Origin of the sequence: Bordetella genomosp. 5 (assembly GCF_002261315.1) — a bacterium.
In the GTDB taxonomy this organism is placed as follows: Bacteria; Pseudomonadota; Gammaproteobacteria; order Burkholderiales; family Burkholderiaceae_B; genus Bordetella.
The window spans coordinates 100252-113571 of the sequence record NZ_NEVP01000010.1; the positions used below are offsets into that span (position 1 = coordinate 100252).

The following is a 13320-nucleotide window of genomic DNA, read 5'->3' on the forward strand; positions in this document are numbered from 1 at the left end:
GCGGCCCGCGCCGCTGCACGCCCGCGCACTAACCGGGTATCGCAACACACCCGGGGCAGTCCAACGCCGGCGCATCGCGCCGGCGTTCCTTTTTGGGCGGCCGTATCACGCGCCGCCCGTACGCGGAGCCCGCTTCGCCGCGCCCGTCGCACGCGGTCCGTTGCACGGCGCCCGTTGCACGGCGCCCGTTGCTCGGCGCCCACATGCCACGCCGCCGGGCCGGGCTTTTGCACCGGCGGGCGCCGGACGCTAAGCTTTGCGGTTCGATCGCCGGAGCCTTCGCTTGTCACTCGCTCGCCCGTATTCTCCCGACCTCTGGGAACCCCGCGTCATCGCCATCGCCACCGCCGCGCTCGACGGCGACGCGGCGCACGACCTCACACACCTGCGCCGGGTCTGGGGCACTGCCCTCGAACTGGCGCGCGGCCACCCCGAAGCGGATGTCCTCGTCGTGATGGCCGCCGCCTACCTGCACGATCTGGTCAATCTGCCCAAGAATCATCCGCAGCGCGCCCAGGCCTCCACGTTGGCCGCGCACAAAGCGCGGGCCGCGCTGGCCGACGCCGGCTTTCCCGCGGACCGCCTCGACGCCGTGGCCCACGCCATCGAAGCCCACAGCTATTCCGCCGGGATCGAACCGTGCACCCTCGAAGCCTGCATCGTGCAGGATGCGGACCGCCTCGACGCGCTCGGCCCCGTGGGCCTGGCGCGCATGCTCCACGTCGGGGCGAGCCTCGGGCGGGCCATGGCCCACCCGGACGATCCGCTCGCGCAGGCGCGGCCCCTGGACGACAGCCGCTACACGCTCGACCACATCGAAGTGAAGCTCGCCACGTTGCCTGCCACGATGCGTACCGCGGCGGGGCGCGCGCTCGGCGAAGCGCGGCTCGCCTGGATGCGGGATTTCCGCGAGCGCTTCGCGGCACAATGGTCCGGCAGCGCCACCTCTCCCGCCGTTTGAACCCTCCTCTCCTCATGCCTCACACCTACTGTGTTCGCGCCATCCGCCGCGTGGCCCGCTACGCGGGCGCCGTCCTGCTCGCCAGCGCGAGTCTGGCTCACGCCGCGCAATTCAACGCGACGAACGCGTCGGCCGACGTGCTGGTCAATGCGCGCGATGCGGCCGCCTACCTGACCGCCGACAATAAAGACGCGCTCCCGGCCCTCGAAGCCGGCAAGGTGTCCGTCAACGACGTGCACGAAAACTGGCCTCCCGAGGGCTGGCCGTACACGCTGACCTATGCCTACCAGAACGCGGGCGGCCTCATTCTGGTGTCCGGGGTGATCGTCAGCCGCGACGCCAAGCAGGCCCGGGCGGTGTTCCGCCAGACCGCCACCGATCTGCGCGGCGACGCCATCAAACAGGCGCTCGCCCTGGCGCCGCTCGAGGGGCTCAAGGGCTGGCAGGAAGACGTCACCGCCTGGTCTGCCGCGCAGGGCGAGCGGCAGACGCATCCGAGCGGCGTGGTCGCCGTGATGCGGCGCGGGGTCAACGTGGCCTACGTGATCGTGCTCGGCCCGGCCGCACCCAAGAATGCCGCGGCGTTCAAGGCTTTCCTGGACCACAAGGCCGATCGCATGCTGAGCTTCAAGCCCGAACTGCCCGTACGCTGAGCGGCGGGCCCGAGCGCCCGGACAGCCACGTGGGGGGAAGTGTCAAAAAAACGACAAGGACGCTCCGAATGACCTATCATGTAACACACCCCCCAAACACCGTAGCAAGGACGCGTGCTTATGCGCCTGAAGCAGCTGTTTCGTGTGGACCTGTTGCGCCTGATCCTGGCCCTGGCCGTCGGCAGCGCGCTGCTCACCCTGGCCAACGGCCTGCAGGCTTCGTACCGTCTCCAACGTGACGTCGTGCTCGAGGCCACCCTCGAAGCGAATCGCAGCTACGCCGCCAAGCTCGCCGACAACACGCACCAATTTCTCACCACCGCGCAGCAGCGCCTTGCCTACAGCGCGGGCCTGCTGGCCGACCAGACCGGCCACGCGGACCGGCTCTACAACGAAGTCAGCCGGCTGCGCGATGCCCAGCAAAGCTTCAATTCCACCGTGGTCGTCGATGCCGAGGGGCGCGTGCTTGCCGCCATGCCCGAGAACATCGGCCAGCGTCTCGTGGGTACCGTCCTCGACACCATCGGTTCGCGCGGTGCCCTCTCCTCGCAGGCCCCGCTGATCAGCAAGCCCTACGTTTCCGCGGCCGGCAACCTGATGATCCACATCAGCTATCCGATCCGCGGCGGCAACGGCGCCTATCAGGGCTACGTGGCCGGCACGATCTATCTGCAGCAGAACAGCGCGCTCCAGACCCTGCTGGGCGTGCACTACTACCGCGACGGGTCGTATCTGTACGTGGTCGATCAGGAGCGCCGCATCCTCTATCACGCCCAGCGCGATCGCATCGGCGAGGTCGTGGGCGGCAACCTGGCGATCGATGCCGTGCTGCGCGGTGAGTCCGGCGCGCAGAACGTCATCAACAGCCGCGGCGTGCCCATGCTGGCGGGCTACGCGCCGGTGGGCGCGTCCGGCTGGGGTGTAGTGTCGCAGCGGCCGGTCGATGCAGCGCTCGCGTCGATGGGATCCATCATGGGCCGCATGACGGTCTACCTTTTGCCGCTCACGTTGGTCGCGCTCGGGCTGATCTGGTGGCTGGCCTATCTGATTTCCAAGCCCCTGCGCGATCTGGCCCACGCGGTACAGGCCGCCGAAGCGCCGGACGTGCCCAAGCAGGTCAAGGGCGTGCGCGCGTGGTACTTCGAGGTACACCAGCTGCGCCGCGCCGCCCTCACCGCGCTGACCGTGCTGCACGAACGCATCGGCTCGCTCAATCAGGTCACGCTGACCGACCCGCTCACGGGCCTGCTCAACCGGCGCGGCCTGCAGGCCCGGCTCAAACAATGGCAGTCAGAGCGGCGCGCCTTCTCCGTGCTAGCCATCGACACCGATTGCTTCAAGCGCATCAACGACACGCTCGGCCATGCCGAGGGCGACGAGGTGCTGCGCCGGATCGCCCGCGTCATGACCCAACAGGTGCGCGGCGGCGATATCTGCTGTCGCACCGGCGGCGAGGAGTTTCTGATCCTGCTGCCCGACACGGGACTGGCCGAGGCCTGTCATCTGGCGGAACGTCTGCGCATGGCGGTCGCCGCCCACGCTCCCGGCGCCGGCCAGGTCACCGTGTCGATCGGGGTGGCCCATTGCGACGGCATGCCGGAGGCTCAGGGCCAGGCGCTGCGTTGCGCGGATGCCGCACTCTATCGCGCGAAGCAGCTCGGACGTAACCGGACGGAATGCGCGCCCACCGCGGAAGACGCGGCGGCCATACACTAGGCGCACCCTCAGCAGGGCCGCCTCAGGCAGCACCCGGCAGGCCCCTTCGACGCCCCTCTGGAGCCCCCTCGGAGCCCACCATGTCCGCCAGTCTGCAAGCCGCCGTCTTTCGCAAGTTGCACCAGCAGGCCCAGCCCCTGCGCCTGCCCAACGTCTGGGACGCGGGCAGCGCCGTCCAGATCGAGAACCTCGGCGCGCAGGCCGTGGCCACCAGCAGCGCCGCGGTGGCGTGGTCGCTTGGCTACCCCGACAGCAACACCGTGCCGCAGCACCTCTATCTGGCCCAGGTGGCGCTGATCGCCCGCGTGATCCGCATCCCCCTGTCGGTCGATATCGAGAGCGGCTATTCGCGCACCCCCGAAGAGGTCGGCGAGGCGGTCGCGCGGTTCATCGATCTGGGCGCCATCGGCATCAACATCCAGGATGGCACCAGCGAACCCGATCTGCTGGCCCGCAAGATCGAAGCGGCGCGCCACGCGGGCGAGGCGCGTGGCGTCCCGCTCTTCATCAACGCCCGCACCGATGTTTATGCCCGCGACCTGGTCGCGCCCGGCGAGCGCGTGGCCGAGGTATTGCGCCGGGCCGCGCAATACGAAGCCGCCGGCGCCGACGGCCTGTTCGTGCTCGGCCTCACCAATACCTTCGAGATGCGCGACATCGCCGCCGGCACGCGGCTCGCCCTGGCGCTGGCCGTGGCCCAGGGCCTGCCGCCCGTGGGCGAGCTCGGGGACTTCGGCGTGCGCCGCGTCAGCATGGGATCGCTCGTGCCCCAGACCCTCTGGAGCCACGCCGGCGCGCTGGTCTCGGGCTTTCTCGCCGATGGCCGGGCCGAGCCGCTGGTGCGGGGCGCCGTCATGTACAACGAGATCAACGACCTGTTCAAAACCGCCACGGAGAATACGCAATGACGATAGTCGTCCATACCGCCGATGCCAAAGCCCTCTGGCAGCACCTGCGTGATGGCCTCAAACGCATCAACGACGGATCGGTCGCGGGCGAAGGCACCTGGAAGAAAGACGACACCGAACGTTCCACCAAGGTCTACTACGCCCCCAAGACGGGCGAGTACGACAAGCGCGCTTATTTCGTCGGCACGGTGCGCACCGGGCAACTGCTGCTGCTCGACCTGCTGCCGGGCAGCGAAGGCCTGAGCTGGCAGCTGTTCGGGCTGTTGCACGGTCGCATGGTGAGCCTGCTCATGACGACCTATCCCGACAAGATCATGTCGCTCAACGTATTTCCGAATCGGCCGGTGCCTGGCGAAGCCAGCGCGAACGCGCCGGGGCAGTGACCGGCTACTGGCCGGTGGCGAAGACCTTGCTCGCCACCGCGCCGTGCGCGAGCATCGAGATCGTGAACGCCGGCACCAGCGCAAAATAGCTCCAGGCCGCGGCCACCGGGCGGCGCACGTCCGGCATGGCTGCGCTGAGCGCCGTCGCCAGCACCCATGGCGAATACAACAGCACCGCGATCAGGAAGGCGTTGGGCAGGCCGAGCGCCGACAGCACCACCACGACCATATCGAGCACGAACCAGCAGGCGATGATGAGATTGAACAGGCTCCCCTCGCCATCCCAGCGCTGAGTCACCCGCAGCCAGCCGAAGCTCACCAGCCACACGGCCAGCATCGCCCCCCACGCGCCCGCCATTTCGGTCGCCATGAAGCGGGGCATCAGCATTTGCGCGATCGACGGATCCTGCGGCGCGAACACGGTGCCCATACTGATCTGCGCTCCCGAGGCGATGCCGACCAGCATCACGGCCAGCACCGACCAGTGCGTGGGGTAATCGTAGGCGGACAGCGGCAGGGGCTTGAGCAAGGCGGCACGCCAGGAAGCGCGAAGCAGATCGATCATGGAAGGCAATGTCGGGAAGGCGGCGGGGCCGCGGGCGTGCCGCCGGCAGCGGCCCGCGGGCTACTGCGGCGGCCACGGACAGGCGCGGCGGCGAGGCGCAAGAATAACGTTCGCGGGCACGCGGGCGCAAACCGGCGGCCGGCGATCCGGCGCCCGGCGATCCGGCGACCCGGCGGCTCGCGCGCCCCTATGCGAAAATGCGGGGTTTCTTACGTGCCGGGGCCGCCATGTCGACCAACGTCTTTCTCGAACACTTTCCCGCCGCCCCGCCGGCGCCGCTGGCCGACGTGCTCGCCCTGTTCTCGCCCTACGGCGAGATCACGCACATCGACGAGCGCTTCGAGGTGGCCTTCACCGATGGTCAGCCCGCCCGGCTGGCCTGGATCGACAGCAGCGATGACATCTCGGTCGATGCGATCGGCTTCGAAGATGCCGATCTGGCCGACCCGTTGCGCCATCTGGTCTACGCCGCGATGCAGCGCTTCGGCTTCGTGGCGCTCGACGACGACGGCCGCCACGCCTACGTGCGCAGCGGTCTAGCGCACGCCGTGCCCGCGCCGCTGCTGCAAGACCTGCCCGGCGGACTGATCGAGGTGAGCCACCCGGGCGAGCTCTGGCCTGGCGAACACTGACGCCGGGATTGCTTCGGCGGCGCGGCGGCCAGCGCGCGCGCCCGCCGCTCTGACGCCGCTCAGTGGCGCAGATGCCACTGCCGCAGGTCGTCCACCATCGGCACGGCCGCGAGCAGCGCCAGCATGGCCGCCAGCGGCAGCGTCGCGCCGAAGCCGAAGTGCGCAAACGCATAGGCGCCGGCAACGCCGCCGCCGAAAAACAGCAGCACCAGAGTGATCAGCACGCGCAGCTTGAGGCGATCGGCGCGCACGTGCAGCGCCGGGTCATCGATGCGCGCGGCGTTCCAGTAGCACAGCTTGCCCAGCTCGATGCCGATGTCCGTGACCATGCCGGTAATGTGCGTGGTGCGGATCTCGGCGCGCGAGACCTTCGTGATCATCGCGTTCTGCAGACCCATGATGAAGCACAGCAGCATGACCGTGACCGGCACATACAGCCAGCGATGCTGCTCGAGATTGGCGCCGAGCAGGCCGAACGCCAGCAGCAGCGCGGCCTCGAACGCGAGCGGCAAGGCATAGCCGCTCGCGAGATGCGCGCGCTTGCCCAGATTGATCAGGAACGCGGACGTGGCCGCGCCGGCCACGAACGACATCAGGGCAGCCGCGCCTTGCAGCACGACCACCAGCCCGCCGAGCGCGAGATAGTCGGCCATGCTCGAGACGATGCCCGACATGTGCGACGTGTATTGCTGCACGGCCAGGAAGCCGCCGGCATTGACCGCCCCCGCCACCAGGCTGAGGATGTAGGCCAGATGCCGGTTGGCTTCGGGACTGCGTTGCAAGGCCGTGAGCGTACGCAGATACGGAATGGCCACGATGGTTGCCCCCGCATGAACAGAACCGGCTCATTCTAGACCCGGTTCGTCCTGCCGGCGTCTACTCGTCGCGGGCGGAGGCCAGTGCCAGACGCTGGACGTGTCCGCCACCCTGCCCCAGGCGCGTCGCGCGCGCCTCGCTGCGCAGTAGCACCGCGTCCGGGGCGGCGCGGCTCGCCGGCGTGCGGAACACGCCGATCGCCTGCGCCAGCGCCGCCGACTCCTCGCCCAGATGCTCCGCCACGTGCGAGAGCTCGCCCACGAGCGAGACGTTCTGCTGCACCACGCCGTCCATTTCGTTCACGGCGGAGCTGATGCGGTCGACCCCCTGCGCCTGCTCTTGCGAGGCGGTCGAGATCTCTTCCATCAGCACGCTGACCCGCTCCACCGACTGCAGGATTTCCTGCATGGTGGCGCCGGCCTGGCTGGCCTGGTTCGAGCCGGCCGACATGCGGCCCACCGACTCTTCGATCAGCGTCTTGACCTCCTTGGCCGCCTGCGTGGTGCGCTGCGCCAGGCTGCGCACTTCACCGGCCACGACCGCGAAGCCCTTGCCCTGATCGCCCGCCCGCGCCGCCTCGACGGCGGCATTCAAGGCCAGGATGTTGGTCTGGAACGCGATGCCCTCGATCACCGACACGATGTCGGAGATCTTGCGCGAGCTCTCGTCGATGCCGTGCATGGTCGACACCAGCTGGCGCACGATCTGACCGCCCTGCCCCACGACCACCCGGCTTTCCTGCGTCAGCGCGGCCGCGCTGCGGGCGCTCTCCGCGTTGCGCGCCACGGTGGCGGCCAGCTGCTCGACACTGGCTGCCGTGTCCTGCAGCGAGCCCGCCTGCGCCTCGGTGCGGTCCGCGAGGCCCTGGCTGTCCGTGTGCAGCTTGGAGATCGTGCGCACGTGATCGCTGGTCTTCCCGATCACCTCGGTCGAGATCCCGATCAGGCTCTTGCGCATGATGTCGAGATAGAAGTACAGATTGCGCAGCTCGCCGCGGGCATCGGTACTCACCTCGTTCACGAGGTTGCCGGCCGCGATCTGGCGCGCCGCCTCTTCGGCGTTCACCAGCTGGCGGCTGAACCTGCCCGCCACGCGCTGCGTCGCCCACAGCACCGCCAACGCCGCCACGGCATAGCCGCCCCAATACCAGGGCAACTGCTCGGCCGGCGCGGCACGCGCGGCAAGCCAGGTCGGAATCGCACCCAGGGCCGCGGCACCGACGGCCACGCGCAGCATCGCCGGCCGCAGGCCGCCGCGAAACGGCATGCCGAGCGCGCGCACGCCGCGGCGCCAGCCCGCCGGCACACGCCGCCCGTGCTTGAGGGCATAACCGCCCAGATTGCCCTCGGCCACTTCCTCGTAGAACGCGGCGGCGGCATGGATCTGCTCGGCGCTGGCCTTGACCCGCACCGAGGCGTAGCCCGTGACCTCGCCGTTCTCGATCACCGGCGTCGCATTGGCCAGCACCCAGTAATAGCCCCCGGACTTATGCCGGTTCTTCACCACGGCAAGCCAGGGTTTGCCGGCCGCCAGCGTGTCCCACATGTCTTCGAACACCGCGGGGGGCATATCGGGGTGCCGCACGATGTTGTGCGGCTGCCCAAGCAACTCTTCCCGGGTGAACCCGCTGATCGCCACGAAAGCCGGATTGCAGTACGTAATGCGGCCCTTCAGGTCAGTCTTGGAGATCAGGTATTGATCGTCCTGCAGCACGAATTCCTGATCCGTAATGGGCAGATTCTTGCGCATGGAATGTTTCTCGCCAGTAATGGATTAACCCCGGGCGCCACACTGCGCCCGGCGGAATAATCAATGTAGAGAAACCGTCATATCCGTGAAACGCAAATAGCGGCACCTTGATACCCTAATTTCACGGCGACCGTAATAATGCGCAATAAATCCCTTATCTATCAGGGCACAGGCCGCCGCAGCGCCGCATCGCATTAATCAAACAAAAAACGCGGCGCCGCTCCGGACTGTATTTCCGGCGCGACACCGCGTCAGGGATAAGGCGGGTATCAGGGCTGAATGTCGAGCGCCGGGAAGGATTTCACCAGGTCATCGATCGCCTTGAGCTGAGTCAGGAAGGGCTCGAGCTTGTCGAGCGGCAGCGCGCTCGGACCATCGCACTTTGCCTGGCTGGGATCCGGGTGCGCCTCCAGAAACAGGCCGGCCAGACCGACGGCCATGCCCGCGCGCGCGAGCTCGGCCACCTGTTCGCGACGGCCGCCCGACGCGGTGTCCAGCGGCGAACGCTGCTGCAAGGCATGCGTCACGTCGAAAATCACCGGGCGATCGCCGCAGGTTTTCTTCATGACACCAAAACCCAGCATATCGACCACCAGATTGTCGTAGCCGAAATTGGCGCCACGCTCGCACAGAATCAGTTTGTCGTTACCGGCTTCGACGAACTTCTCGACGATATTGCCGACCTGCGTCGGGCTCAAAAACTGCGGCTTCTTGATGTTGACGATGCGCCCCGTTTTGGCGAGCGCGACGACCAGATCGGTCTGCCGGGCCAGGAACGCCGGCAATTGCAGCACGTCGACCACTTCGGCCACCGGCGCGGCTTGCCAGGGCTCGTGCACGTCGGTAATCACCGGCACGCCGAAGTTCTCTTTGACCGCCTCGAAAATACGCAGGCCTTCTTCCAGCCCAGGGCCGCGGTACGAATGGATCGAGGACCGATTCGCCTTGTCGAACGACGCCTTGAACACATACGGGATATTCAGCTTGCGCGTGACACGCTGATATTCCTCGCACGCACGCAGGGCCAGATCCCTGGACTCGAGCACATTGATGCCGCCGAACAGCACGAACGGAAGGTCATTGGCGCAGCGGATATCCGACGCGATGGAAACAAGAGGAGCGCTCATGATGAAAACCGGAAACGACTGGGACAGCCGCTACTGTACTAAATGCGGCAGCGGATCGCTTCGGGCGGGCGCGTCATGAAACGGGGCGGCGTCAATGCACCAGCACCAGCGGCCGCTCGGGCGCGTGCGGATGCGGCAGGATCTCGGCCTGAACGCCATAGGCCGTGCGCAGGTGCGCGGCGGTCAGCACGGCGGCAGGCGCGCCGGCCGCGGCCACCCTGCCCTCGGCCAGCAGCACCAGCTCGTCGCACCAGCGCGCGGCCAGGTTCAGGTCATGCAGAATCACGAGCACCCCGGTATCGCCCGCGTGCGCCAGATCGCGCGCCACGGCCAGCAGGTCGAGCTGATGGCGCGGGTCCAGGCTGGCCGTTGGCTCGTCCAGCAGCAGATACCTGGGCCCGGACGCCGCACGGCACTGCAGCAACACGCGCGCGAATTGCACCCGCTGCTGCTCGCCCCCTGACAGCGACAGATAGCGCCGCCCGGCGAGATGCGCCACGCCGGCGAGTGCCAGCGCCGCTTCCGAAGCACGCCGCACGGCCGCGGGGCTGAGCTCCGGAAACGGATAGGCGCCCATCGCGACCACGTCGTCCACGCCGAGATCGAAGCTCAGGCCGGGCTGCTGCGGCAGGACGGCACGGCGCCGCGCCTGCGCAGCGGGCGTCAGGCCCGCCAGCACATCGCCATTGCAACGCACCGTGCCGGCGCGCAAGCTCAGTTCGCCGGCCAGCGCGGCCAGCAAGGTGGACTTGCCCGCGCCATTGGCGCCGAGCAGACCGACCAGACGCCCCGGCGCCACCTGCAGCGACACGTCCGCCACGACCTGACGGCCGCCGCGCATCAGCGTCAATCCTTGGGCCTGCAACATCAGAAACGCCCTCCGCGGGCCAGCAACCAGAGGAAGAAGGGTCCGCCCACCAGCGCCGTGACCAGGCCGATCGGCAGCTCCGCCGGCACCACGACGATGCGGGCGAGCAGATCGGCCAGCACCAGTGCCAGGCCACCGCCCAGCATGGATGCCGGCAACAGCCAGCGGTGATCCGCGCCCAGCGTCAGACGCACCAGATGCGGCACGACCAGTCCGACGAAGCCGATGCCCCCGGTGGCGGCCACCAGCGGCCCCACGAGCAGCGCCGTCATGACGACCAGCCGCACCCGCACGGCGCGCAGCGCGTAGCCCAGATGCGCGGCCTCGCGCTCGCCCAGCAGCAGGGCGTTCATCACGCGCCACTGACGACATAACCACCACGAGCCGGCCAGCGTCCAGGGCAGCAGAAAGGCCAGCAAGGACCAGCGCGCGCCGGCCAGACTGCCCATGTTCCAGAAAGTGAGGTCGCGCAGTTGCGCGTCGGTCGCGAAGAACGTCAGCAGCCCGATCAGGCTGCCGGTCACCGCGTTGATCGCGATGCCGGCCAGCAGCAGACCGGCCACGCCCGGCACGCGCCGGCCCAGCACATACGCGCAGGCCGTGGCCGCGAGGCTGCCGACGAAGGCGCTCGGCGCCACGAGCGCGAAGCCGCCCGCGCCCAGCACGATCGCCGCGACCGCGCCCAACGCACCACCGGCCGAAATCCCGACCAGGCCGGGCTCGGCAAGCGGATTGCGAAACAGGGCCTGCATCGCCGCGCCGCTCACGGCGAGCGCGCAGCCCGCCACCATGGCGAACAGCACACGGGGCAAGCGCAGCTCCAGCAGCACATTGCGCCAGAGCGCGTCCTGCGCGTCCGCGGGTGCCCACAGCACGCGCGGAATCGCGGACAGCGGAATCTGCACCGCCCCGGTCGCCGCCGCCACCAGCGCCACCACGGCCAGTACCGCGGCCAGCCCGAGCATCACCCCGATCTGGCGCGGACAGCGATACGCACGCGGCGCGGCCTCAGCCAGCGCTGGCGACACAAGCGGTCTCCTTGAGCATGCGCAACGCCTCCGGCAGGCGCGGGCCGGCGCCCAGGGCGAGCAGATCGTCCATCACGACGATGCAGCCGCGCCGCGCCGCCGGCGTGGCCGCGACGCCGGGCCAGGTCTGCACCTGCGCGACGCCGCCCTTGCCCTCGATCGACGCGGCCGTCACCACGATCACTTCGGGTGCGAGCGCGGCCAGGGCTTCGGCATTGAGGGGCTTGTAGCCTTGCTGTTCGGACAGCGCATTGCGCAGACCCGCCAGCCGCATCACGAGGTCGGCGGCGGTGCCCGCGCCGGCGGCCTGCGGCGTGCCGGCGCGGTTCATGAGCAGCACGGTGCTGCGCTGCGAGGCGGGCATGGCCGCGACCGTGGCCAGGGCCTCGCGCACCTCGGCGGCGAGACGCTCGCCGCGCTCCGGCACGCCCAGCGCCTGCGCCACCTGCGCGATCCGGTCGTAGAGCGACTGCACCGACGCGGCATCCGACACGGTGGTGACCTTGACGCCGACCGACGCGAGGCGCGCGAGCGCGGCGGGCGGGCCCGCCTGCTCCGACGCCAGCACCAGATCCGGCGCGAGGGCCAGCACGCCTTCCACCGGCACGGCACGGTAGTAGCCCACGCGGGGCAGGCGCGTGGCCGCCTCGGGATAGAGGCTGGACTGGTCGTCGGCCACGACCCGATCGCCCTGCCCCAACGCGAACACGATCTCGGTCACGCTGCCACCGAGGGTGACGACGCGCTGCGGTCCGGCGGCCATCGCCGTGGCGAGCGGCAGGAGCGCCGTCAGCCACAGCCCTGCTGCAAAAAGGCGCTTCATGCGGCGAGCGGCTCCGTGCAATAGCCCGTGAGCAGCTTGCGCCAGGCGGTGAGCTCGGGTTGGCCCGGTTTGCGCTCACCGAAAAACTGCACGATCAGGTCGCCATTGGCGGCGTAGCACTCGATCGACGTCACCCAGCCGTCGGTCGTGGGCTTGTTGACGATCCAGGCCTGCTCGATCGCGGTGGTATCCAGGTGCAGATTGAAGCGCGGATCGAGCACGTTGAACCACGGACCGGTGCGACGCAGGTTGTTGACCGTGCCGGTGTGGATCTGGATCATGCCGCGATTGCCCACGAAGCACATGATGGGCAGCAGGTCTTCGGCGGCCTGCGTGAGCATGCGCTCGGCCACGTCGGTGGGCACCTGTTGCGCGAGATCGTGGCCGGCGGCGCGCAGCGCGCCCAGGCGCGAGACCTTGTACTTGCGCAGCAGCGGGAAGAAATGGTGCGTGTCCGTCATGGCGAGCCACGCGTCGCGGAACGCGGCGGCGTCGGTCACGTCGGGCTGCTCCTCGGCCGGCGCGATGGCCTGCGTCTCGGGCCAGACCGGCGCCACAGTGTGCTTCTGCACGAAGGCGTCCCAGGCCGCCACATCGCTCTCGTCGGTGCGATAGACCTTGTGCACGGCGACGCCGGCGCGGTCGAAAAACTGAATGCTGTGGCGTCCATCCTGATGCACGGCCCACGCGCTCTGCCAGCATTCGAAGAACACGCGCAGATCGATGTCCGGACCGAGCACGATACCGACCATGCCGGTGGCGTTGATGTTCTCGTAGCGGCCGTGACGCTCATGCACGCACGCGTCGTTGCGCGTGAGGGCCATCACCTCGCCCAGCGTGCCGATGTCGCGAAAGAGGGCCTGCATCTCGCCACCCAGCGGCGTGACATCGGCCCCGCCACAGCCGGCGGCCACCAGCTCGGCCTCGCTCACGCCCAGCGCCTGCGCCTGATTGCGGGCGCGCATCTTGGGCTCGCGCTCGGCCAGTTCGGCCGCGCGGCCACGCAACGCCTCTGCGCGCGCTTCGAAACTCAAATCGGTCATCATTACACTCCTCGTTGATGCGGCGGCCGGAACCTCCGGCCGCCAGGG

14 protein-coding genes are annotated in these 13320 nt (G+C 68.9%); 6 read left to right on the top strand and 8 right to left on the bottom strand.

Going from position 1 to position 13320, the window contains the following annotated elements; translation table 11 throughout:
• Positions 1 to 283 precede the first annotated feature (283 nt).
• From CAL25_RS15955 to CAL25_RS15975, 5 genes are all read left to right on the top strand, one after another.
• A complete protein-coding gene (locus CAL25_RS15955; protein ID WP_094801776.1) occupies positions 284 to 961 on the top strand; it encodes an HD domain-containing protein in 678 nt (225 codons plus the stop codon).
• A 14-nt stretch (positions 962 to 975) separates the two neighbouring features.
• The gene (locus CAL25_RS15960; RefSeq protein WP_094801778.1) at positions 976 to 1614 is read left to right on the top strand and encodes a hypothetical protein; all 639 of its coding nucleotides are present in this window, start codon (positions 976 to 978) and stop codon (positions 1612 to 1614) included.
• A 120-nt stretch (positions 1615 to 1734) separates the two neighbouring features.
• Positions 1735 to 3330, top strand: a complete 1596-nt coding sequence (locus tag CAL25_RS15965) for a sensor domain-containing diguanylate cyclase (protein ID WP_212590915.1) — start codon at positions 1735 to 1737, stop codon at positions 3328 to 3330.
• Positions 3331 to 3410: 80 nt separating this feature from the next.
• Positions 3411 to 4238 (top strand): isocitrate lyase/PEP mutase family protein, encoded by an 828-nt coding sequence (locus CAL25_RS15970; RefSeq protein WP_094801780.1) that lies wholly within the window; start codon positions 3411 to 3413, stop codon positions 4236 to 4238.
• Entirely contained in the window at positions 4235 to 4621 is a 387-nt protein-coding gene (locus CAL25_RS15975; protein ID WP_094801782.1) for a hypothetical protein, read from the top strand. The genes CAL25_RS15970 and CAL25_RS15975 overlap by 4 nt, the downstream gene beginning before the upstream one ends.
• 4 nt (positions 4622 to 4625) lie before the next feature.
• On the opposite strand, the gene CAL25_RS15980 is transcribed toward CAL25_RS15975, so the two are convergent.
• Positions 4626 to 5186 carry a hypothetical protein gene (locus CAL25_RS15980; protein ID WP_094801784.1) on the bottom strand — a complete coding sequence of 187 codons (561 nt, stop codon included), beginning with the start codon at positions 5184 to 5186 and terminating at the stop codon, positions 4626 to 4628.
• 227 nt (positions 5187 to 5413) lie between these two features.
• Between CAL25_RS15980 and CAL25_RS15985 the strand changes: the two genes are divergently transcribed.
• Positions 5414 to 5818, top strand: a complete 405-nt coding sequence (locus CAL25_RS15985; protein WP_094801786.1) for a hypothetical protein — start codon at positions 5414 to 5416, stop codon at positions 5816 to 5818.
• A 59-nt stretch (positions 5819 to 5877) separates the two neighbouring features.
• Here CAL25_RS15985 and CAL25_RS15990 read toward each other — a convergent pair whose 3' ends face one another.
• The 7 genes from CAL25_RS15990 to CAL25_RS16020 form a co-directional block, all read right to left on the bottom strand.
• A complete protein-coding gene (locus tag CAL25_RS15990) occupies positions 5878 to 6633 on the bottom strand; it encodes a YoaK family protein (protein ID WP_094801788.1) in 756 nt (251 codons plus the stop codon).
• A 61-nt stretch (positions 6634 to 6694) separates the two neighbouring features.
• Complete coding sequence (locus tag CAL25_RS15995; RefSeq protein WP_094801790.1) at positions 6695 to 8383, bottom strand: methyl-accepting chemotaxis protein; 1689 nt, start codon at positions 8381 to 8383, stop codon at positions 6695 to 6697.
• A 269-nt stretch (positions 8384 to 8652) separates the two neighbouring features.
• A complete protein-coding gene (kdsA, locus tag CAL25_RS16000) occupies positions 8653 to 9510 on the bottom strand; it encodes a 3-deoxy-8-phosphooctulonate synthase (protein ID WP_094801792.1) in 858 nt (285 codons plus the stop codon).
• A 91-nt stretch (positions 9511 to 9601) separates the two neighbouring features.
• Entirely contained in the window at positions 9602 to 10381 is a 780-nt protein-coding gene (locus CAL25_RS16005) for a heme ABC transporter ATP-binding protein (protein WP_094802206.1), read from the bottom strand.
• On the bottom strand, positions 10378 to 11343 hold the full coding sequence (locus tag CAL25_RS16010; RefSeq protein WP_170948521.1) for a FecCD family ABC transporter permease: 966 nt from the start codon (positions 11341 to 11343) through the stop codon (positions 10378 to 10380). The genes CAL25_RS16005 and CAL25_RS16010 overlap by 4 nt, the downstream gene beginning before the upstream one ends.
• Before the next feature lie 43 nt (positions 11344 to 11386).
• Positions 11387 to 12229, bottom strand: coding sequence for a heme/hemin ABC transporter substrate-binding protein (locus CAL25_RS16015; RefSeq protein ID WP_094801794.1), 843 nt, complete (start codon positions 12227 to 12229; stop codon positions 11387 to 11389).
• Positions 12226 to 13272, bottom strand: coding sequence for a hemin-degrading factor (locus tag CAL25_RS16020; RefSeq protein WP_094801796.1), 1047 nt, complete (start codon positions 13270 to 13272; stop codon positions 12226 to 12228). The genes CAL25_RS16015 and CAL25_RS16020 overlap by 4 nt, the downstream gene beginning before the upstream one ends.
• Positions 13273 to 13320 lie beyond the last annotated feature (48 nt).

Excerpts from the sequence above, each read along its gene's own strand:
- CAL25_RS15960 (WP_094801778.1), top strand. The coding sequence starts at position 976 with ATGCCTCACACCTACTGTGTTCGCGCCATCCGCCGCGTGGCCCGCTAC.
- CAL25_RS15965 (WP_212590915.1), top strand. The coding sequence starts at position 1,735 with ATGCGCCTGAAGCAGCTGTTTCGTGTGGACCTGTTGCGCCTGATCCTG.
- CAL25_RS15970 (WP_094801780.1), top strand. The coding sequence starts at position 3,411 with ATGTCCGCCAGTCTGCAAGCCGCCGTCTTTCGCAAGTTGCACCAGCAG.
- CAL25_RS15975 (WP_094801782.1), top strand. The coding sequence starts at position 4,235 with ATGACGATAGTCGTCCATACCGCCGATGCCAAAGCCCTCTGGCAGCAC.
- CAL25_RS15980 (WP_094801784.1), bottom strand. The coding sequence starts at position 5,186 with ATGATCGATCTGCTTCGCGCTTCCTGGCGTGCCGCCTTGCTCAAGCCC.
- CAL25_RS15985 (WP_094801786.1), top strand. The coding sequence starts at position 5,414 with ATGTCGACCAACGTCTTTCTCGAACACTTTCCCGCCGCCCCGCCGGCG.
- CAL25_RS15995 (WP_094801790.1), bottom strand. The coding sequence starts at position 8,383 with ATGCGCAAGAATCTGCCCATTACGGATCAGGAATTCGTGCTGCAGGAC.
- kdsA (WP_094801792.1), bottom strand. The coding sequence starts at position 9,510 with ATGAGCGCTCCTCTTGTTTCCATCGCGTCGGATATCCGCTGCGCCAAT.
- CAL25_RS16010 (WP_170948521.1), bottom strand. The coding sequence starts at position 11,343 with ATGCTCGGGCTGGCCGCGGTACTGGCCGTGGTGGCGCTGGTGGCGGCG.
- CAL25_RS16015 (WP_094801794.1), bottom strand. The coding sequence starts at position 12,229 with ATGAAGCGCCTTTTTGCAGCAGGGCTGTGGCTGACGGCGCTCCTGCCG.
- CAL25_RS16020 (WP_094801796.1), bottom strand. The coding sequence starts at position 13,272 with ATGACCGATTTGAGTTTCGAAGCGCGCGCAGAGGCGTTGCGTGGCCGC.